At 63.5% G+C, this 18,467-nt stretch carries 20 protein-coding genes; 13 read left to right on the forward strand and 7 right to left on the reverse strand.

What is annotated here, in order from left to right:
- The first annotated feature begins 2 nt into the window (after positions 1–2).
- From argB to C163_RS25480, 4 genes are all read left to right on the forward strand, one after another.
- Positions 3–908, forward strand: coding sequence for an acetylglutamate kinase (gene argB / locus C163_RS25465; protein WP_025341110.1), 906 nt, complete (start codon positions 3–5; stop codon positions 906–908).
- A gap of 173 nt (positions 909–1,081) precedes the next feature.
- Positions 1,082–1,762 carry a CsgG/HfaB family protein gene (locus C163_RS25470; protein ID WP_025341111.1) on the forward strand — a complete coding sequence of 227 codons (681 nt, stop codon included), beginning with the start codon at positions 1,082–1,084 and terminating at the stop codon, positions 1,760–1,762.
- 27 nt (positions 1,763–1,789) lie between these two features.
- On the forward strand, positions 1,790–2,158 hold the full coding sequence (locus C163_RS25475) for a DUF4810 domain-containing protein (protein ID WP_025341112.1): 369 nt from the start codon (positions 1,790–1,792) through the stop codon (positions 2,156–2,158).
- Entirely contained in the window at positions 2,155–2,814 is a 660-nt protein-coding gene (locus tag C163_RS25480; protein WP_025341113.1) for a DUF799 domain-containing protein, read from the forward strand. Before C163_RS25475 ends, C163_RS25480 begins: the two co-directional genes overlap by 4 nt.
- Positions 2,815–2,925: 111 nt before the next feature.
- On the opposite strand, the gene pyrE is transcribed toward C163_RS25480, so the two are convergent.
- Positions 2,926–3,567 carry an orotate phosphoribosyltransferase gene (pyrE, locus tag C163_RS25485; protein ID WP_003253405.1) on the reverse strand — a complete coding sequence of 214 codons (642 nt, stop codon included), beginning with the start codon at positions 3,565–3,567 and terminating at the stop codon, positions 2,926–2,928.
- Between the two features lie 80 nt (positions 3,568–3,647).
- On the opposite strand from pyrE, the gene C163_RS25490 reads away from it, so the two are divergent.
- Entirely contained in the window at positions 3,648–4,427 is a 780-nt protein-coding gene (locus C163_RS25490) for an exodeoxyribonuclease III (RefSeq protein ID WP_003253401.1), read from the forward strand.
- Positions 4,428–4,542: 115 nt separating this feature from the next.
- Here C163_RS25490 and C163_RS25495 read toward each other — a convergent pair whose 3' ends face one another.
- Both C163_RS25495 and rph read right to left on the reverse strand, forming a co-directional pair.
- Positions 4,543–4,911 carry a DUF4870 domain-containing protein gene (locus tag C163_RS25495; RefSeq protein ID WP_003258195.1) on the reverse strand — a complete coding sequence of 123 codons (369 nt, stop codon included), beginning with the start codon at positions 4,909–4,911 and terminating at the stop codon, positions 4,543–4,545.
- 23 nt (positions 4,912–4,934) lie between these two features.
- Positions 4,935–5,657 carry a ribonuclease PH gene (rph, locus tag C163_RS25500; protein WP_013974792.1) on the reverse strand — a complete coding sequence of 241 codons (723 nt, stop codon included), beginning with the start codon at positions 5,655–5,657 and terminating at the stop codon, positions 4,935–4,937.
- A 228-nt stretch (positions 5,658–5,885) separates the two neighbouring features.
- Here rph and C163_RS25505 point away from each other — a divergent pair, with 228 nt between their 5' ends.
- The gene (locus tag C163_RS25505) at positions 5,886–6,749 is read left to right on the forward strand and encodes a YicC/YloC family endoribonuclease (RefSeq protein WP_025341114.1); all 864 of its coding nucleotides are present in this window, start codon (positions 5,886–5,888) and stop codon (positions 6,747–6,749) included.
- 13 nt (positions 6,750–6,762) lie between these two features.
- Positions 6,763–7,383: a guanylate kinase gene (gmk, locus tag C163_RS25510; RefSeq protein ID WP_025341115.1), complete on the forward strand. Its 621-nt coding sequence runs from the start codon at positions 6,763–6,765 to the stop codon at positions 7,381–7,383.
- A 123-nt stretch (positions 7,384–7,506) separates the two neighbouring features.
- Here the strand turns inward: gmk and C163_RS25515 are convergent, their stop codons facing one another.
- From C163_RS25515 to C163_RS25525, 3 genes are all read right to left on the reverse strand, one after another.
- Entirely contained in the window at positions 7,507–9,048 is a 1,542-nt protein-coding gene (locus C163_RS25515; protein ID WP_013974795.1) for an APC family permease, read from the reverse strand.
- A gap of 113 nt (positions 9,049–9,161) precedes the next feature.
- Positions 9,162–9,935 (reverse strand): gamma-glutamyl-gamma-aminobutyrate hydrolase family protein, encoded by a 774-nt coding sequence (locus C163_RS25520; RefSeq protein WP_025341116.1) that lies wholly within the window; start codon positions 9,933–9,935, stop codon positions 9,162–9,164.
- Positions 9,936–9,939: 4 nt separating this feature from the next.
- The gene (locus C163_RS25525) at positions 9,940–11,322 is read right to left on the reverse strand and encodes a glutamine synthetase family protein (RefSeq protein ID WP_015272334.1); all 1,383 of its coding nucleotides are present in this window, start codon (positions 11,320–11,322) and stop codon (positions 9,940–9,942) included.
- Positions 11,323–11,529: 207 nt separating this feature from the next.
- Between C163_RS25525 and C163_RS25530 the strand changes: the two genes are divergently transcribed.
- From C163_RS25530 to C163_RS25550, 5 genes are all read left to right on the forward strand, one after another.
- Complete coding sequence (locus tag C163_RS25530; protein WP_013974798.1) at positions 11,530–12,402, forward strand: LysR family transcriptional regulator; 873 nt, start codon at positions 11,530–11,532, stop codon at positions 12,400–12,402.
- Between the two features lie 250 nt (positions 12,403–12,652).
- Positions 12,653–12,916, forward strand: a complete 264-nt coding sequence (gene rpoZ / locus C163_RS25535) for a DNA-directed RNA polymerase subunit omega (RefSeq protein WP_003253383.1) — start codon at positions 12,653–12,655, stop codon at positions 12,914–12,916.
- Between the two features lie 59 nt (positions 12,917–12,975).
- Complete coding sequence (gene spoT, locus C163_RS25540) at positions 12,976–15,084, forward strand: bifunctional GTP diphosphokinase/guanosine-3',5'-bis pyrophosphate 3'-pyrophosphohydrolase (protein WP_013974799.1); 2,109 nt, start codon at positions 12,976–12,978, stop codon at positions 15,082–15,084.
- Positions 15,085–15,107: 23 nt separating this feature from the next.
- Positions 15,108–15,488 carry a RidA family protein gene (locus tag C163_RS25545; protein ID WP_003253379.1) on the forward strand — a complete coding sequence of 127 codons (381 nt, stop codon included), beginning with the start codon at positions 15,108–15,110 and terminating at the stop codon, positions 15,486–15,488.
- 59 nt (positions 15,489–15,547) lie between these two features.
- On the forward strand, positions 15,548–16,279 hold the full coding sequence (locus tag C163_RS25550; RefSeq protein WP_025341117.1) for a hypothetical protein: 732 nt from the start codon (positions 15,548–15,550) through the stop codon (positions 16,277–16,279).
- 151 nt (positions 16,280–16,430) lie between these two features.
- Here C163_RS25550 and C163_RS25555 read toward each other — a convergent pair whose 3' ends face one another.
- Positions 16,431–17,300: an SDR family oxidoreductase gene (locus C163_RS25555; protein WP_025341118.1), complete on the reverse strand. Its 870-nt coding sequence runs from the start codon at positions 17,298–17,300 to the stop codon at positions 16,431–16,433.
- Positions 17,301–17,490: 190 nt separating this feature from the next.
- Here C163_RS25555 and exbB point away from each other — a divergent pair, with 190 nt between their 5' ends.
- Positions 17,491–18,465 carry a tonB-system energizer ExbB gene (gene exbB, locus C163_RS25560; RefSeq protein ID WP_025341119.1) on the forward strand — a complete coding sequence of 325 codons (975 nt, stop codon included), beginning with the start codon at positions 17,491–17,493 and terminating at the stop codon, positions 18,463–18,465.
- The last annotated feature ends 2 nt before the right edge of the window (positions 18,466–18,467 follow it).

The following is an 18,467-nucleotide window of genomic DNA, read 5'->3' on the forward strand; positions in this document are numbered from 1 at the left end:
GCATGACCCTCGATCGCGATGCCGCTTCCCATGTAGCCGAGGTTTTGTCCGAAGCACTGCCTTACATCCGCCGCTTTGTCGGCAAGACCCTGGTGATCAAGTACGGCGGCAACGCGATGGAGAGCGAGGAGCTCAAGACCGGCTTCGCCCGTGACATCGTGCTGATGAAGGCTGTGGGCATCAACCCGGTGGTGGTCCACGGTGGTGGCCCGCAGATCGGCGACCTGCTCAAGCGCCTGTCGATCGAAAGCCACTTCATCGACGGCATGCGCGTCACCGACTCGGCGACCATGGACGTGGTGGAGATGGTGCTGGGTGGCCAGGTCAACAAGGACATCGTCAACCTGATCAACCGCCACGGCGGCAGCGCAATCGGCCTGACCGGCAAGGACGCGGAGCTGATCCGCGCCCGCAAGCTGACCGTCAGCCGCCAGACGCCCGAGATGACCACCCCGGAAATCATCGACATCGGCCACGTTGGCGAAGTGGTAAGCGTGAACACCGACCTGCTGAACATGCTGGTGAAGGGCGACTTCATCCCGGTGATCGCACCGATCGGCGTGGGTGCCAATGGTGAGTCCTACAACATCAACGCCGACCTGGTGGCTGGCAAGGTAGCCGAAGCGCTGAAGGCCGAGAAGTTGATGCTGCTGACCAACATCGCCGGCCTGATGGACAAGCAGGGCGAAGTACTGACCGGCCTGACCACCGAGCAGGTCAACGAACTGATCGCCGACGGCACCATCTACGGCGGCATGCTGCCGAAGATCAAGTGCGCGCTGGATGCGGTGCAGGGCGGTGTCAACAGCTCGCACATCATCGACGGCCGCGTGCCGAATGCGGTGCTGCTGGAGATCTTCACCGACAGCGGCGTGGGTACCCTGATTACCAACCGCAAGCGTCACTGATCCGGCTGTAATACACGGCGGCTGGCCCGCTGTGCTTTCAGCCCGATGTACGCGGACAGGTGGTGCAAGGCGGTCAATTCAGGTTCGATCATAAGATTCCTGACCAGCAGCCGATACAACGTGGCAATATGCAGGCTCACTGCAAATTGCCACTATCCATCTGGAGTACACGCGTGAAATACGCATCACACGGACTCGTGCTGGCAGCCGCCCTGGCTGTCGGGTCCATCGCCGGCTGTGCCACCGAAACCTCCACCGCTGTTGCCGTACAACAGGTCGAAAGCGTAAGCCGCCCCTACAGCGGCGCGCGCGCGCCGATTGCCGTAGGCAAGTTCGACAACCGCTCCAGCTACATGCGCGGTATCTTCTCCGATGGCGTCGACCGCCTCGGCGGCCAGGCCAAGACCATCCTCATCACCCACCTGCAGCAGACCAACCGCTTCAACGTGCTCGATCGCGACAACATGAGCGAGATCCAGCAGGAAGCCGCAATCAAGGGCCAGGCACAACGCCTGAAAGGTGCGGACTTCGTGGTAACAGGCGATGTCACCGAGTTCGGCCGCAAGGAAGTCGGCGACCACCAACTGTTTGGCATCCTCGGCCGTGGCAAGACCCAGATCGCCTACGCCAAGGTGGCGTTGAACATCGTCAACATCAGCACCTCCGAAGTCGTCTACTCGAGCCAGGGGGCAGGTGAATACGCGTTGTCCAACCGCGAAATCATCGGTTTCGGCGGCACCGCCAGCTACGACTCGACGCTCAACGGCAAGGTTCTCGACCTGGCCATGCGCGAAGCCGTGAACAAATTGGTGAACGCTGTCGAAAACGGCCAATGGAATCCAAAGGCCCAGTAAAAGATTTTTCCAGGAAGGACCCCTCCCATGAGCATCACCCTCCCGGCCATGCGCATCTGCGCTGGCCTTGTGTTGGGCAGCGTCTTGCTGGCCGGCTGCAATGCGCCCAAGCCGCTGTACCAATGGGAAAGCTATCAACCCCAGGTTTATGGCTACCTCAAAGGCGATTCGAAAGAAGAACAGGTCATTGCGCTGGAGCGCGACCTGGAAAAGATCAAGGCCAAGAATGGCGCCGTCCCGCCTGGCTACCATGCGCAGTTGGGCCTGCTGTATTCCAGCCTGGGCAAGGATGACCAGATGATCCAGCAATTCCGCACCGAGAAGGCGCTCTTCCCGGAGTCGGCGGCGTACATGGACTTTCTGCTGAGCAACGCCACCAAGGGGGGCAAGCAATGATCAAGCGCCTTAGCCGCCTTGTCGTCGGCGCCTGCGTGCTGGCCCTGTTCGCGGGCTGCGCCGAGCGCAAGACCATCGACTACTCGGCTTACAAACAGAGCCGCCCGAAGTCGATCCTGATCCTGCCGCCACTGAACGAGTCGCCCGATGTGAAGGCGAGCTACAGCATGCTGTCGCAGGTGACCTACCCGCTGGCCGAGGCCGGCTACTATGTGATGCCGGTGGCGCTGGTGGACGAGACCTTCCGCCAAAACGGCATGACCACGCCAGCCGACATCCACCAGCTACCGACGACCAAGCTGAATGAGATCTTTGGCGCCGACGCCGGCCTGTACGTCACGGTATCGGACTACGGCACCCGCTACATGGTGCTTAGCAGTGCGACCATCGTCACCGCCAATGCCAAGCTGGTCGACTTGAAGACCGGTACCACCTTGTGGACTGGCAGCGCCACTGCCTCCAGCCAGGAAAACCAGCAGAACCAGGGCGGCATCATCGGCATGCTGATCGTTGCGGCGGTCAACCAGATCATCAGCAGTGTGCAGGATGATGCAGGTTACCCGATCGCTGGCATGACCAGCGCACGCCTGCTGACGCCGCACCCGAACGGCGGCATCCTCTATGGGCCACGGTCGCCCAAGTACGGCACCGACTGAGTCCGGCCTGTTCCGGCTTCCTTCGCGGACTTGCCTGCGACAGGGCCGAAAACGGCGACAAAAAAAGGCGACCTTCACAAGAAGGTCGCCTTTTTCATTTCCAGGCCCGGATCAGATACCGTACTGCGCCCGGTAAGCCTCGACAGCTGGCAGATGTTGCTTCAGCTGTGGGTCATCGGCCAGGAACTCCAGCACCTGGGTCAGCGAAACGATGCTGACCACAGGGATACCGAAGTCACGCTCCACTTCCTGGATCGCCGACAGCTCGCCATTGCCGCGCTCTTCGCGGTTCAGCGCGATCAGCACGCCAGCGGCCTTGGCCTGCTGGGCATTGATGATCTGCATGACTTCACGAATGGCGGTACCGGCGGTGATCACGTCGTCAATGATCAGCACGTCACCGGCCAGCGGTGCACCGACCAGGCTGCCACCTTCACCGTGGTCCTTGGCTTCCTTGCGGTTGAAGCACCATGGCACGTCGAGCTGATGCTGATCGGCAAGGGCCACGGCGGTAGTCGCTGCCAGCGGGATACCTTTGTAAGCCGGGCCGAACAGCACATCGAACGGGATCTTGCTGTCGACGATGGCTGCGGCATAGCAACGGCCCAGTTCGGCCAGGGCGGAACCGGTGTTGAACAGGCCGGCATTGAAGAAATACGGGCTGGTACGCCCCGATTTCAGGGTGAATTCACCGAAACGCAGTACCCCGCGATCGATGGCAAAACGGATGAAGTCGCGCTGATACGGCTGCATGGATAGTCCCGGACACCACGGATTTAGCTAAATGGGTTGAGCTCGGGTATCATACACGCACGAGATTTTTGGGGCCATTTATGCGGATCATCAGTGTGAACGTAAATGGCATTCAGGCTGCGGCCGAGCGTGGTTTGCTCAGCTGGCTGCAAGCCCAGAATGCCGACGTCATCTGCCTTCAGGATACCCGCGCCTCGGCCTTTGAACTCGATGACCCAGCTTTCCAGCTCGATGGCTATTTCCTTTATGCCTGCGACGCGGAGGTGCCTGCCCAAGGTGGTGTGGCCCTGTATTCGCGCATGCAGCCCAAGGCAGTCATCACCGGCCTGGGCTTCGAGACAGCCGACCGCTACGGGCGTTACCTGCAAGCAGATTTCGACAAAGTCAGTATTGCCAGCCTGCTGCTGCCTTCGGGGATGAACGGCGACGAAGACTTGAACCAGAAGTTCAAGTTAATGGACGACTTCGCCAAGTACCTGGACAAACAGCGTCGCAAGCGTCGCGAATACATCTACTGCGGCTCGTTCTACGTGGCGCAGCAGAAGCTCGATATCAAGAACTGGCGTGACAGCCAGCAGTCGCCGGGTTTCCTGGCGCCGGAGCGTGCCTGGATGGACGCGATCACTGGCGAGATGGGTTACGTCGATGCCCTGCGCGAAGTCAGCCGTGAGGGCGACCAGTACAGCTGGTGGCCGGACAACGAGCAGGCCGAGATGCTCAACCTGGGCTACCGGTTCGACTACCAGATCCTCACCCCGGGCCTGCGCCGCTTCGTGCGCAATGCCCGCCTGCCGCGTCAGCCGCGCTTCTCCCAGCATGCGCCGCTGATCGTCGACTATGACTGGACGTTGACCATCTGAAGGCATGGGGCCGCTTTGCGGCCCTATCGCGACACAAGGCCGCTCCTACAGGGGAATGCATATCCCTTGTAGGAGCGGCCTTGTGTCGCGATAGGGCTGCAAAGCAGCCCCAGCATTATTTGATCGGCCGCCAGATCATCGGGTAGCGATACGGCTTGCCCTCATTCGCCCGCACAGCCGCAATGATGATCAGGATCATCACCGCGACCATCAGCATGGCGAACAGCACCAGCCCGATGAACACGAACATCAGCAGGAAGCAGATGAACCCGGCAATGGTCACGCTGATCTGAAAGTTCAGCGCCTCTTTGCCCTGGGCGTCGATGAAAGGGTCTTGCTCGCGCTTGAGGTGCCACAGCACCAGCGGGCCCAGCAAGTGCCCGAGCGGCACCACCAGGCCCAGCAGCGCGGAGAGGTGGCAGAACATCGCCCACTGCCGGATTTCGGCATTGGGCGGGGTGATCGACAGGTTCGATTCGCTCATGCCCCGCACCTCCCTGGCTGGGTTCAGTCGGCCAGTGCCGCCTGCTGCAGTTCGAAGATCTCGCTCATGCCCTTCTGTGCCAGGGCGAGCATGGCGTTGAAGTCTTCAGGCTGGAACGGCGCACCTTCGGCAGTACCCTGCACTTCGATGAAACCACCGGCGCTGGTCATGACCACGTTCAGGTCGGTTTCGGCGGCGGAGTCTTCCAGGTAGTCCAGGTCGAGCACCGCTTCGCCCTGGTACATGCCCACCGACACTGCGGCGATCATGTGCTTGAGCGGGTTGCCGGCCTTCAGGCCACCGCGCTTCTTGATCACCGCCAGGGCGTCGCACAGGGCGACCATGGCACCGGTGATGGACGCGGTACGGGTGCCACCATCGGCCTGGATCACGTCGCAGTCGACGTACAGGGTGATGTCACCGAGCTTGCTCATGTCCAGCGCGGCGCGCAGCGAACGGCCGATCAGGCGCTGGATTTCCAGGGTGCGGCCACCCTGCTTGCCACGGCTGGCTTCGCGCTGGTTACGCTCGCCGGTGGAGCGCGGCAGCATGCCGTATTCGGCGGTCAGCCAGCCTTGGCCCTGGCCTTTGAGGAAGCGCGGCACACCGTTTTCCACGCTGACCGTGCAGATGACCTTGGTGTCACCGAACTCGACCAGTACCGACCCTTCGGCGTGCTTGGTGTAGTTGCGGGTGATGCGGATCGAGCGGAGCTGATCGGCGGCGCGACCACTTGGACGTTTCATCTGGGATACCTGTACTGGGACTTTGAATCTGCCGAGCATTATAGAGCCCACGGCCCGGGGAAGACATGCCTATTGTCGCGCCCGACACAGCCCGTCGCCTTTTCCTGCCGGCCAAGCCACCCGTCGGTAACATGGGTGGATTGGGCGCCAAGGCCCCACTGCGCTACAATCCTGCGCCTTGCAGCCGAGAGGCTCCCACCGTTCATTCATATACGCGAGGTACTCCCCATGGTGCACAGCATGACCGCTTTTGCTCGTGTCGAGCGCGCCGGCAGCCAAGGCACCCTGGTCTGGGAGCTGCGTTCGGTCAACCACCGTTACCTGGAGCCGCACCTGCGCCTCCCCGAGGCCCTGCGCGACCTCGAAGGCGCCGTGCGTGAAGGCCTGCGCCAGGGCCTGTCGCGGGGCAAGGTGGAATGCACCTTGCGCCTCAACGAAGACAGCAACGGCAAACCGCTGAAGGTGGACCGCGAGCGCGCCGCGCAGCTGGTTGCCGCCGCCGAGGAAGTGGCCGGCCTGATCAAGCAGCCGGCACCACTGAACCCGCTGGAGGTGCTGTCGTGGCCAGGCGTGCTGGTGGCCGACGCAAGCGACCCGCAGGCACTGAATACCGAAGCCATGGCGCTGTTCGATGAAGCGCTGGCCGAGCTCAAGGCCGGGCGCCAGCGTGAAGGCCAGGAACTGGCCCGGCTGATCAACGAACGCCTGGACAACATGGCCAGCGAAGTCACCACCCTGCGCGCCCTGGTGCCGCAGATGCTGGCAGCTCAGCGACAGAAGATCCTCGACCGCTTCGGCGACATGCAGGCCGAACTCGACCCGCAACGCCTGGAGCAGGAGATGGTGCTGCTGGCCCAGAAGAGCGACGTGGCCGAGGAACTCGACCGCCTCAGCACCCACGTCACCGAAGTACGCCGAGTGCTCAAGGGTGGCGGCGCCGCCGGCCGGCGCCTGGACTTCCTGATGCAGGAACTCAACCGCGAGGCCAACACCCTCGGCTCCAAGGCCTTCGACCCACGCAGCACGCAAGCGGCGGTCAACCTGAAGGTATTGATCGAACAGATGCGTGAACAAGTACAGAACATCGAGTAAGGCCACCCCGACCATGAACCACAGCAGCGGCACCCTCTACATCGTTTCGGCCCCTTCGGGCGCCGGCAAGACCAGCCTGGTCACCGCCCTGATCAAGGCCGACAAGCGCGTAAGCGTCTCGGTCTCGCACACCACCCGCGCCATGCGCCCGGGCGAGCAGCACGGCGTGAACTACCACTTCGTCAGCCATGACGACTTCAAGGGGCTGATCGCCAAGGGTGACTTCCTCGAGCACGCCGAAGTGTTCGGCAATTTCTACGGGACTTCGCGCAGCGCGCTGCAAGAGGTACTCGACCAGGGCAATGACCTGATCCTGGAGATCGACTGGCAAGGCGCCCAGCAGGTACGCAAGCTGATGCCCGAGGCTTTGTCGGTGTTCATCCTGCCGCCAAGCCAGCAGGCCCTGCGCGAGCGCCTGGATGGCCGCGGGCAGGACAGCGAAGAGATCATCGCCGGGCGCATGAAAGAAGCGGTCAGCGAGATGGTGCACTACGACGAGTACGACTACGTGATCATCAACGATGACTTCGACGTGGCGCTGGAAGACTTGAAGGCAGTGTTCCGCTCGAACCGCCTGCAGCTGAAGAAACAGCAACAGCGTCATGCGGCATTGCTGAAGCAAATGATCGGCTGAAGATTGCCGGGGCCTCTTCGAGGCCCTTTCGCGACACAAGGCCGCTCCTACATCGGAAGGCGTACGCCGTGCTGTTGTAGGAGCGGCCTTGTGCTGCGAATGGGGCGCGAAGCGCCCCCAGCCTTATTCCTGCAGTGGCAAGGTAGCCTGCTGACGCAGGGTAGCCCCCAGGAAGTACGCCGGCGCGCGCAGGCGCGACAGCATCATCAGCACGATCCCCAGCACCGAGATGATCGCGGCGATCACGAACACCAGCCCCAGCCCGCCCACATGCGAGCCGCTGCCGAAGTCCGGCGAGGCGCTGTCGATGGCGGTACGCACGAAGATCACCGACAAGATCACCCCACCCACCAGCGGGCACAAGCCGCGCATCAGGAAGTGGCGCAGGCTGTCGAACAGGCTGTGGCGGAAGTACCAGACACAGGCGAAGGCCGTCAGCGAATAGTAGAAGCAGATCATCATGCCCAGTGCAGTGATGGTATCTGCCAACACGTTCTCGCTCAGGGTGCGCATGGTCACGTAGAACAGGCCCGCGGCCACGCCGGCGCAGATGGTGGCGTAACGCGGGGTCTGCGAACGAGGGCAGACGCTGGCGAACTTCTGCGGCACCGCACCGTAGTAACCCATGGCCAACAGGGTGCGCGCCGGTGACACGAAGGTCGACTGCAGCGACGCCGCGGTGCTGGCCAGCACCGCGATGGACATCAGGATCGCCAGCGGCCCCATGACCGGACCGGCCAGGTGGGCGAAGACGTTTTCCTGGATGCGCGGGTTGTTGAGGCCCAGGCCTTGTTCGCTGATACCGGCAAACTGCAGGGTGGCAATCGCGGTGAACAGGTACAGGCCGAGGATCAGCAGCACGGTCCAGGTGGCCGCCTTGCCCGGCACCTCGTCACTGCCGACCGATTCCTCGCTGACAGTCAGGCACACGTCCCAGCCCCAGAAGATGAAGATCGACAGCGACAGCCCGGCGGCAAAGGCCGAGAACGATTCGACGCCGAACGGGTTGAACCAGGCGAAATCGAATTCCAACGGTGGCGGCGCGGTGGTTTCGCCGAAAGCGGCAAAGGCAAAGCCGATCAGCACCAGCAACTGCAGGGCCACCAGGCCGTATTGCACGGTCATGGTGGTGGTCATGCCGCGGCAGCAGATCCACACCGCCAGGGCGATGAACACGCAACAGGTGGTTATGTTGATGAGCAGGTTGTCGGCCAAGGCCGCCAGCTCATGCTTGCCGGTTATCTGGCCAAGGAACAGGTAGAAGAAGTCGACCGCCACCCCTGCCAGGTTCGACAACACGATGGTGGTGGCGACCACCAGGCCCCAGCCACCGATCCAGCCGATCATCGGGCCAAAGGCACGCGCCGACCAGGTAAACGAAGTACCGCTGTCCGGCTCCGCCGAGTTCAGTTCGCGGTAGCCCAAGGCCACCAGCAGCATCGGCAGGAAGCCGACGATGAACACCGCCGGCAGGTGCGCGCCCACTTCACGCACGGTCGGGCCAAGGGCACCGGTAAGGGTGTAGACCGGGGCGATGGTGGAAATGCCCAGCACCACGCTGGCCAGCAAGCCCAGTCGGCCGGTGGCCAGGCCCTTGCTGCGCTGGGTGTTGCCCGCGTCGGCCGCCACGTCGGGTGGGCGGCCGGCTTCTGTGTAATTGCTCATGAGTATTTGCCGTAAATTTTGGAATTGTTTTCACAGGCCTTGCGTACAAGGCCCGCTTTCACTCATTGAAAGCTTGCTGCCGGGAACAAGTCATCCGAGACCTTCGGGTGACGTCAGAATGCCTCCTGCCGTGCGCCCTCCCGTATTGCGTAGGCAATGCAGGCCTCGCGAAACGCCTGGAACAGGCGCAGCGAGACCGGGTTTTCGGTAAATCGCCACTCCGGGTGCCACTGCACGCCGAGCACAAAGCCCGGCGCCGCCGGCATGGACACCGCTTCGATCAGGCCATCCGGGGCCCGTGCCTCGACGCGCAGGCCCGGGGCCAGTCGGTCGATGCCCTGGCTGTGCAGCGAGTTGACCTCGAATTGCGCCGCCAGGCCCAGGCGCTCGAACAACCCGCCAGGCTCGATGCCGACAAGGTGACGAGGGCCGTATTGCACCTCCAGGGGTGCGTCCTCAGGTTCACGGTGGTCAAGGTAGCCGGGCAGTTCCTGCACGCGCTGGTGCAGGCTGCCGCCCAGGGCCACATTCAATTCCTGGTAGCCACGGCAGATACAGAACACCGGCACACCGGCGGCAATGGCCGCCTGCAACAACGGCAGGGTCAGGCGATCACGTGCCAGATCGTGCCGGGTACCCGCCGCGCTGGGGGCGCCATTGTAATGATGCGGTTCGATATTTGAAGGTGAGCCGGTAAAAACAATGCCGTGCAGACGGGCCAGCAGCGCCTGCGTGTCGCTGCCCCCGTCACGGGCCGGCAGGATCAATGGCAAGCCGGCAAAGCCGGCCGCCTCGACATACTTGTCGCCTACCGTATGCGACGAGTTCTTCCCCACCTGCTGGCGGCAGGCGCTGACACCGATCAAGGGGACCGCATTTGCGCTCATGGGCTTACACCGTGTGCAGGTACCAGTTGTACTCGAGGTCGGAAATCGACACTTCGAACTCGGCCAGTTCGCTTTCCTTGCAGGCCACGAAGATATCGATATAGTCCGGGCTGATGTATTGGTTGAGGACTTCGCTGTCGTCCAGCGCGCGCAGGGCATCGCGCAGGTTGTTCGGCAGGCTCTGCTCCAGCTGTTCGTAGGAGTTGCCTTCGATCGGTGCCTGCGGCTCGACCTGGTTGGTCAGGCCGTGGTGAACACCGGCGAGGATCGCCGCGAGCATCAGGTAGGGGTTGGCGTCGGCACCGGCCACGCGGTGCTCGAGGCGCACGTTGTCGCTGCTGTCGGTGGGCACGCGCACTGCCACGGTACGGTTGTCCAGGCCCCAGCTTGGCGCATTGGGCACGTAGAACTGCGCGCCGAAGCGGCGGTAGGAGTTGATGTTCGGGCAGAGGAAGGCCATCGACGCCGGCATGGTCTCCAGCACACCACCGATGGCATGGCGCAGCGCGTCGCTTTGCAGCGGGTCGTCGCTGGCGAAGATGTTCTTGCCGGTTTTCTTGTCCAGCAACGAAATGTGCACGTGCAGGCCATTGCCTGCCTGGCCCGGGTAGGGCTTGGCCATGAAGGTGGTGTCCATTTCATGGTCGTAGGCAACGTTCTTGATCAGGCGCTTGAGCAAGATCGCGTAGTCGCAGGCCTTCAGCGGGTCGGCAACATGATGCAGGTTGACCTCGAACTGTGCCGGGGCGCTTTCCTTGACGATGGCGTCGGCGGGCAGGCCTTGCTCCTTGGCCGCTTCGAGCATGTCCTGCAGGCAGTCGGCATATTCATCGAGGTCGTCGATCAGGTACACCTGGGTCGACTGCGGGCGCTTGCCGGAAATCGGCGAGCGCGGCGGCTGCGGGCGACCGTTGAGGTTGTCCTGGTCGATCAGGTAGAACTCCAGCTCGAACGCGGCGCAGATATCCAGGCCCAGGTCATCGAACTTGCTCACCACCTGGCGCAGTACTTCGCGCGGGTCGGCGAAGAACGGCTGGCCATCCAGTTCGTGCATGGTCATCAGCAGCTGGGCGGTGGGGCGTTTCTGCCACGGCTCGTCCGACAGCGTGCCGGGGATCGGGAAGCAGATGCGGTCGGCATCGCCGATGTCCAGGCCAAGGCCGGTGCTCTCGACGGTGGACCCGTTGATGTCCAGGGCGAACAGCGATGCCGGCAGGTTGATGCCCTTCTCGTACACCTTGTGCAGGCTGGCCCGCTCGATGCGCTTGCCACGTACCACGCCGTTCATGTCGGAGATCAGCAGGTCGACGTACTGCGTGTCCGGATGGGCCTGGAGGAAGTCATTCATCTCGCTGGAAGAACTGGCGCACGGGGTTACCGACGTCATGGCTGTACATCCTTTGATTTGCTGCGGCGATGTGGGGGATACGGCTGGCGCCTCACGGGCGACGATGGTTGCAGCTGTTGTTCTTTTCACTTTCCCATCGTGGGGATTGGTTACCCGACCGGGCGCATTGATTCTCGGGGGCCGTTTCACTATAAAATGGCCAAAACGCAACAGACATTGGCAATTCGGCAAGCAGAGCGTGCACCAATGCAATATCAGATTACCCATGCCGACCTCTCCCTGGTCCTGGCCCTGGAACGTGGCCGCTCGCTGGCCAAGGCTGCCGAGTTGCTCAAGGTCGATGTTTCGACGGTGTTCCGCTCGATCCGTCGGCTGGAGTCGGCGCTGGGCACAGCCTTGTTCGTCAAGAGCCGCAAAGGCTACCTGCCGACCGACACCGCCCAGGCCCTGGCCGAGCAGGCCGAACGCGCCGAGCAGGCGCTGGAGGCGGCGCGCATCGCCATGACCAGTGGCGAGCAGGTGGTCAGCGGCACCGTGCGCCTGACCTGTACCGAGGCGGTGATGCACAGCCTGCTGCTGCCGGCGCTGGCCGAGTTCATGCCCAACTACCCGGCCTTGTCGCTGGAGATGGGCACCTCCAACACCTTCGCCAACCTCAGCCGGCGCGATGCCGACATTGCCCTGCGCCTGACCAACACGCCGCCGGAGCACCTGGTGGGCCGCAACCTGGGGTCCACCTCCTACGTGGTCTGCGGCCAACCGCAGTGGCGCGAGCGCCTGGCCGAGTCACCTGCCAGCGTGCCGTGGATCGCCCCCGACGACTCGATGCAGGACCACCCCACGGTGGTCTGGCGCAACCAGCAGCACCCGGGTTTGAGCCCGCGCTACCAGTGCAGCGGCATGTCGACCATCGCCCAGCTGGTCACGGCCGGGCTCGGCGTGGCAGCGTTGCCGGACTACATGGTGCACGCGCTGCCCGGGGTGGATGCGCTGAGCGGGCCGCTGCCGGGTTGCGACACCCAGCTGTGGCTGCTGACCCGGCCGGACTGCCGGGCGTTGCGCTCGGTGCAGACCCTGTTCGAGGAGCTGACCCCGCGGTTGCGTGACGCGATGCTCTGAGGTTATCGTCAGGTTCAAGTATTGATAGTGTCTGTTCCGGCCTTTTCGCGGGCACGCCCGCTCCCACAGGTAAAGCGGCGGCGGTGAGAACTGTGCAGGACTTGTGGGAGCGGGCGTGCCCGCGAAGAACTCCACACCGATCTACCCGACAAAACAGCGCTTCCCTATTGGCTGGTGATTTTTTAAACTATCGAGTCCGCCTGCCCATTACTGGGCTGCACGCCCACCGCAATTGCTACTGAGGAAGACCATGGCCCGCGTAACTGTTGAAGACTGCCTGGAACACGTGGATAACCGCTTTGAGCTGGTCATGCTCTCGACCAAGCGCGCTCGCCAGCTGGCGACCGGCGGCAAAGAGCCACGCGTTGCGTGGGAAAACGACAAGCCGACCGTTGTTGCCCTGCGTGAAATCGCCGAAGGCATCGTCACCAACGAGTTCATCGCCGCTGAAGAGATCGTCACCGAGGATCCGGTGTTCGCCGCGTTCGAGGACGAGAACAACGAGGCTGTCTGATTGATGCCAGGTCGACGTCGCACGGCGCAAGGCCCCCTTCCTCGGCAGGAGGTGAACCCATGCCGGGTATAGAAGCCTTGGCCGAACGGCTGTCGACCTATCTTGGCCCCGAACAGGTCAACCTGGTCCGGCGCGCCTATTTCTACGCCGAACAGGCCCACGATGGGCAGCGCCGCCGCAGTGGCGAGCCCTACGTGACCCACCCGCTGGCCGTGGCCAGCATCCTCGCCGACATGCACATGGACCATCAGAGCCTGATGGCGGCCATGCTGCACGACGTGATCGAAGATACCGGCATCGCCAAGGAAGCCCTCAGCCAGCAGTTTGGCGAGACCGTGGCCGAGCTGGTCGATGGGGTCAGCAAGCTGACCCAGATGAACTTCGAGACCAAGGCCGAGGCGCAGGCCGAAAACTTCCAGAAGATGGCCATGGCCATGGCCCGTGACATCCGCGTGATCCTGGTCAAGCTGGCCGACCGCCTGCACAACATGCGCACCCTGGAAGTGCTGTCCGGCGAAAAACGCCGGCGCATCGCCAAGGAAACCCTCGAGATCTACGCCCCCATCGCCAACCGCCTGGGCATGCACACCGTGCGCGTGGAGTTCGAGGACCTCGGCTTCAAGGCCATGCACCCGATGCGTTCGTCGCTGATCCACCGTGCGGTGAAAAGCGCTCGCGGCAACCGCAAGGAGATCGTCGCCAAGATCGAGCATTCGCTGGCCAACTGCCTGGCCGCCGACGGCATCGAGGGCGAGGTCAGCGGCCGGCAGAAACACCTCTATGGCATCTACAAGAAGATGCGCGGCAAGCGCCGCGCCTTCAACGAGATCATGGACGTATACGCCTTCCGCATCGTCGTCGACAAGGTCGACACCTGCTACCGCGTACTCGGTGCGGTGCACAACCTGTACAAGCCGCTGCCCGGTCGCTTCAAGGATTACATCGCGATCCCCAAGGCCAACGGCTACCAGTCGTTGCACACCACGCTGTTCGGCATGCACGGCGTGCCCATCGAAATCCAGATCCGCACCCGCGAGATGGAAGAGATGGCCAACAACGGCATCGCCGCGCACTGGCTGTACAAATCCAACGACGACGAGCAGCCCAAGGGCAGCCACGCCCGCGCCCGCCAGTGGGTCAAGGGCATCCTCGAGCTGCAGCAACGTGCCGGCAACTCGCTGGAATTCATCGAAAGCGTGAAGATCGACCTGTTCCCGGACGAGGTTTACGTGTTCACGCCCAAAGGCCGCATCATGGAGCTGCCCAAAGGCTCCACGGCGGTCGACTTCGCCTACGCGGTGCACACCGACGTCGGCAACAGCTGCATCGCCTGCCGCATCAACCGCCGCCTGGCGCCGCTGTCCGAACCGCTGCAAAGCGGCTCGACGGTGGAAATCGTCAGCGCCCCGGGCGCACGGCCGAACCCGGCCTGGCTCAACTTCGTGGTTACCGGCAAGGCGCGCACGCACATCCGCCACGCACTCAAGCAACAGCGCCGCTCCGAGTCCATCAGCCTGGGCGAACGCCTGCTGAACAAGGTGCTCACCGGCTTCGACAGCAGCCTGGAGATGATCCCCCAGGAGCGTATCCAGGCGATTCTCGCCGAGTACCGCCTGGAGCTGATCGAAGACCTGCTCGAAGACATCGGCCTGGGCAACCGCATGGCCTACGTGGTCGCGCGCCGCCTGCTGTCGGCCGAAGGCGAGCAGTTGCCGGCACCGGAAGGCCCGCTGGCGATCCGCGGTACCGAAGGCCTGGTGCTGAGCTACGCCAAGTGCTGCACGCCGATCCCGGGCGACCCGATCGTCGGCCACCTGTCAGCCGGCAAGGGCATGGTCGTGCACCTGGAAAACTGCCGCAACATCAGTGAAATCCGCCACAACCCGGAGAAGTGCGTACAGCTCTCCTGGGCCAAGGACATCACCGGTGAATTCAATGTCGAGTTGCGTGTCGAACTGGAGCACCAGCGCGGCCTGATTGCCCTGCTGGCCAGCAGTGTCAACGCCGCCGACGGCAACATCGAGAAGATCAGCATGGACGAACGCGACGGCCGTATCAGCGTGGTCCAACTGGTGGTCAGCGTGCACGACCGCGTGCACCTGGCGCGTGTGATCAAGAAGCTGCGTACCCTGACCGGTGTGGTCCGCATCACCCGCATGCGTACGTAGTCCGCCAACCGCAAGGAGTCATCATGAGCAAGACCGTCATCAACAGCGACAAGGCCCCTGCCGCCATCGGCACCTACTCGCAGGCGATCAAGGCCGGCAACACCGTGTACATGTCGGGCCAGATCCCGCTGGACCCGAAGACCATGGAACTGGTCGAAGGCTTCGAAGCCCAGACCGTACAGGTGTTCGAGAACCTCAAGGCCGTGGCTGAAGCCGCTGGCGGTTCGTTCAAGGACATCGTCAAGCTGAACATCTTCCTCACCGACCTGAGCCACTTCGCCAAGGTCAACGAGGTGATGGGCCGCTACTTCGAGCAGCCTTACCCGGCCCGCGCCGCCATCGGCGTTGCCGCACTGCCGAAAGGCTCCCAGGTCGAAATGGACGCCATCCTGGTCATCGAATGATGCCCCCGGTGACGGGCGCCCTGTCCGTCACCTTCCCTTCTCTGCAAGGTTACCCCGTCATGCGTCAAGCACTGCCCCTCGCGCTGGCAGCCCTGCTTCTGGGCGGCTGCGCCAGCCACAAACCCGAAGATTTCAACGGCACCTGGATCAACCAGGACGCCATCAATGCGGCCGTCAAGGGCGGCAGCCTGCGTCAGGCGCTCAATGAGCACGGGCCGGTGTTCGAGTGGAAGCTCGACGTCGCCAGCCAACAGGCCAGCTACAGCAATGGTTTCGAAGCGGCCGACGGCCAGCTGAGCGCCATCGACAAGCAATGGCAGGCCAGCTTCCAGGGTGGCCAGACCGAACAGCTGTCGCTCGATGGCGACGAACTGCAGGCGGTCGATCAAAGCGGCAGCAAGCAGACCTTCGTGCGCGCCAAAGCACCGGCGGCGACCAATGCGCCACTGGGCAGCAGCTTCGAGAAAGCCCTGTACCAGGCCTATCTGGGCGGTAACTGGAAGATCATCGAAGGCCAGGGCAAAGGTGCCAGCGTGCGCTTCGGCGACACCGGCAACGTCACCGGCCTGCCGGGGCCAGACCGTTTCGCCCTGTGCCTGGCGGGTGACTGCGCGACCATGGGTGGCAGCAATGACAGCCTGTGGCTGGAGCGCAACCAGCGTGGCGCGCCGTTCATCCTCAAGCGCGATGGCGACAAGCTGGAGATCTTCCAGGCAGTGAACCGCGCACAGCCGGATGAAATGCCAGTGTTGGCGGCCGGCAAGCGCCAGTGGGTGCTGGAACTGGACTGAAAACCTGCGCGGTCCCTGTAGGAGCGGCCTTGTGTCGCGATGGGCCGCACAGCGGCCCCGGCATTCTAAGCGGCGACGCTGAAATCCTGTGAAATCCTGGGGCCGCTGCGCGCCCCATCGCGACACAAGGCCGCTCCTACAGGGGGTCGCATCAGGCCTGAGGCTGGTTTTTACCCTCAAGGATGGCCGCATAGCCTTCCCTGTAACTCGGATACACCGGCGCCCAGCCCAACGCCCGCGCCCGGGCATTGCTACAGCGCTTGCTGCCGGTACGCCGCACTCGCTGCTCATCCGACCACTCGGTTACCCCCATGTACGCCCGCAGCCAGGCCACCACGTCGGCCAGCGGTGCCGGGTCGTCGTCGACGCCGATGTAGCAATCGTCGAGCACCTTGCCGTCGGCATCGGCCTGCAACAGGAACGCCAACAGGCTGGCGGCATCCTCGGCATGGATGCGGTTGCCATAAAGCGGTGGCTCCTCGGCCACGCGGTAGCCCTGGCGCACCTGACTGAGCAGCCACTCGCGGCCGGGGCCATAGATGCCGGTCAGGCGCACCACGCTGGCCGGGATGCCGCTGGCCAGCGCCAGCCGCTCGGCCTCCAGCATCAACCGCCCGGAATAACCTTCAGGCTCGGTGGCCGCGCCTTCTTCGATCCACTCGCCGTCCTTCTGTGCATACACGCTGCTGCTGGACACGAACAGCAGGCGCCGTGGGCGTTGGCCGCGCTCGGCCAGCCAACCCAGCACATGGCGCAAACCGTCGACATAGGCTGCCTGGTAACCCGCCTCGTCGTGCTGGCTGGCCGCCACGCAATACACCAGGTAGTCCGGCGCGCGCTGCGGCCAGGCGTCGGGGATCGATGGCTCGGACAAGTCCGCCGCCACCGGCACGACCCCCGCAGGCAACTGCCCGACCGAGCGACGCAGGCCGCTCACCTGCCAGCCGCGCGCAAGCATCTGCCGGGCAAGACGCCCGCCTACATCACCACATCCCACCACCATCACGGAAAGGTCTGACATCTCTAAACTCCCTAGACCAATTGATCAGCCCGACCACGCTACACGATGGATGGCTAGACCATAGGCGAAAAAAGCAACAAGATTACTTTTGTTAACAAGAATTACTTGCAATAATGGCCGCCAAATTGTTCTCGGCCTACCTCGAGGCCTTGGAGAACGTTCACTTTATTCTTCATCAGGTCCGGCCAGCATGACACGTACTCAACCTTCCGCTTCGCCAACCCCGTCGCGCGCCTGGCGCGCCATCGCCGCGCTGACGCTCAGCTTGGTGCTGGCCCCGGTGGCCATGGCCGATGAGCCAACCGCCAATGCTGCCACGCCTGCTGCCGCTACTGCACCAGCTGCGCCGGCCGCTGCCCCAGCCGCAGCACCGGCTGCCGACGCAGTTGCCGCCACCCCGGTTGATGCCCCGGTCGCTGCAGACCCGAGCGTCGAAGCCCTGGTTGAAGACACCTCGCTGGGCATGGCCCACGACCTGTCCCCATGGGGCATGTACAAGAACGCCGACGTGGTGGTCAAGGCGGTGATGATCGGCCTGGCCATCGCCTCCATCATCACCTGGACCATCTGGATCGCCAAAGGCTTCGAGCTGATGGGCGCCAAGCGTCGCCTGCGTGGTGAAATTGCCCTGCTGAAGAAGTCCGCCAGCCTCAAGGAAGCCAGCGACGTTTCCAACAAGGAAGGCACCCTGGCCCACACCCTGGTCCACGACGCCCTCGAAGAGATGCGCCTGTCGGCCAACGCCCGCGAAAAAGAAGGCATCAAGGAGCGCGTCAGCTTCCGCCTGGAGCGCCTGGTACACGCCAGCGGCCGCACCATGAGCAGCGGCACCGGCGTACTCGCCACCATCGGCTCCACTGCGCCATTCGTCGGCCTGTTCGGTACCGTATGGGGCATCATGAACAGCTTCATCGGCATCGCCAAGACCCAGACCACCAACCTGGCCGTGGTTGCCCCGGGTATCGCCGAGGCCCTGCTGGCCACCGCCCTGGGCCTGGTCGCCGCAATCCCGGCCGTGGTCATCTACAACGTCTTCGCCCGCTCCATCGCCGGCTACAAGGCCCAGGTGTCCGACGCCTCCGCCCAGGTGCTGCTGCTGGTCAGCCGTGACCTGGACCACCAGGGCAGCGAGCGCGCCGCCCCGCACATGGTGAAAGTGGGGTAAGC

Origin of the sequence: Pseudomonas sp. FGI182 (genome assembly GCF_000511325.1) — a bacterium.
GTDB classification, from domain to species: domain Bacteria; phylum Pseudomonadota; class Gammaproteobacteria; order Pseudomonadales; family Pseudomonadaceae; genus Aquipseudomonas; species Aquipseudomonas putida_Z.

Bases quoted from the DNA above. Each gene is read 5' to 3' on its own strand.
- argB (WP_025341110.1), top strand. From the start codon at position 3: ATGACCCTCGATCGCGATGCCGCTTCCCATGTAGCCGAGGTTTTGTCC.
- C163_RS25475 (WP_025341112.1), top strand. From the start codon at position 1,790: ATGAGCATCACCCTCCCGGCCATGCGCATCTGCGCTGGCCTTGTGTTG.
- C163_RS25480 (WP_025341113.1), top strand. From the start codon at position 2,155: ATGATCAAGCGCCTTAGCCGCCTTGTCGTCGGCGCCTGCGTGCTGGCC.
- pyrE (WP_003253405.1), bottom strand. From the start codon at position 3,567: ATGCAGCCGTATCAGCGCGACTTCATCCGTTTTGCCATCGATCGCGGG.
- C163_RS25490 (WP_003253401.1), top strand. From the start codon at position 3,648: ATGCGGATCATCAGTGTGAACGTAAATGGCATTCAGGCTGCGGCCGAG.
- C163_RS25495 (WP_003258195.1), bottom strand. From the start codon at position 4,911: ATGAGCGAATCGAACCTGTCGATCACCCCGCCCAATGCCGAAATCCGG.
- rph (WP_013974792.1), bottom strand. From the start codon at position 5,657: ATGAAACGTCCAAGTGGTCGCGCCGCCGATCAGCTCCGCTCGATCCGC.
- C163_RS25505 (WP_025341114.1), top strand. From the start codon at position 5,886: ATGGTGCACAGCATGACCGCTTTTGCTCGTGTCGAGCGCGCCGGCAGC.
- gmk (WP_025341115.1), top strand. From the start codon at position 6,763: ATGAACCACAGCAGCGGCACCCTCTACATCGTTTCGGCCCCTTCGGGC.
- C163_RS25515 (WP_013974795.1), bottom strand. From the start codon at position 9,048: ATGAGCAATTACACAGAAGCCGGCCGCCCACCCGACGTGGCGGCCGAC.
- C163_RS25520 (WP_025341116.1), bottom strand. From the start codon at position 9,935: ATGAGCGCAAATGCGGTCCCCTTGATCGGTGTCAGCGCCTGCCGCCAG.
- C163_RS25525 (WP_015272334.1), bottom strand. From the start codon at position 11,322: ATGACGTCGGTAACCCCGTGCGCCAGTTCTTCCAGCGAGATGAATGAC.
- C163_RS25530 (WP_013974798.1), top strand. From the start codon at position 11,530: ATGCAATATCAGATTACCCATGCCGACCTCTCCCTGGTCCTGGCCCTG.
- rpoZ (WP_003253383.1), top strand. From the start codon at position 12,653: ATGGCCCGCGTAACTGTTGAAGACTGCCTGGAACACGTGGATAACCGC.
- spoT (WP_013974799.1), top strand. From the start codon at position 12,976: ATGCCGGGTATAGAAGCCTTGGCCGAACGGCTGTCGACCTATCTTGGC.
- C163_RS25545 (WP_003253379.1), top strand. From the start codon at position 15,108: ATGAGCAAGACCGTCATCAACAGCGACAAGGCCCCTGCCGCCATCGGC.
- C163_RS25550 (WP_025341117.1), top strand. From the start codon at position 15,548: ATGCGTCAAGCACTGCCCCTCGCGCTGGCAGCCCTGCTTCTGGGCGGC.
- C163_RS25555 (WP_025341118.1), bottom strand. From the start codon at position 17,300: ATGTCAGACCTTTCCGTGATGGTGGTGGGATGTGGTGATGTAGGCGGG.
- exbB (WP_025341119.1), top strand. From the start codon at position 17,491: ATGACACGTACTCAACCTTCCGCTTCGCCAACCCCGTCGCGCGCCTGG.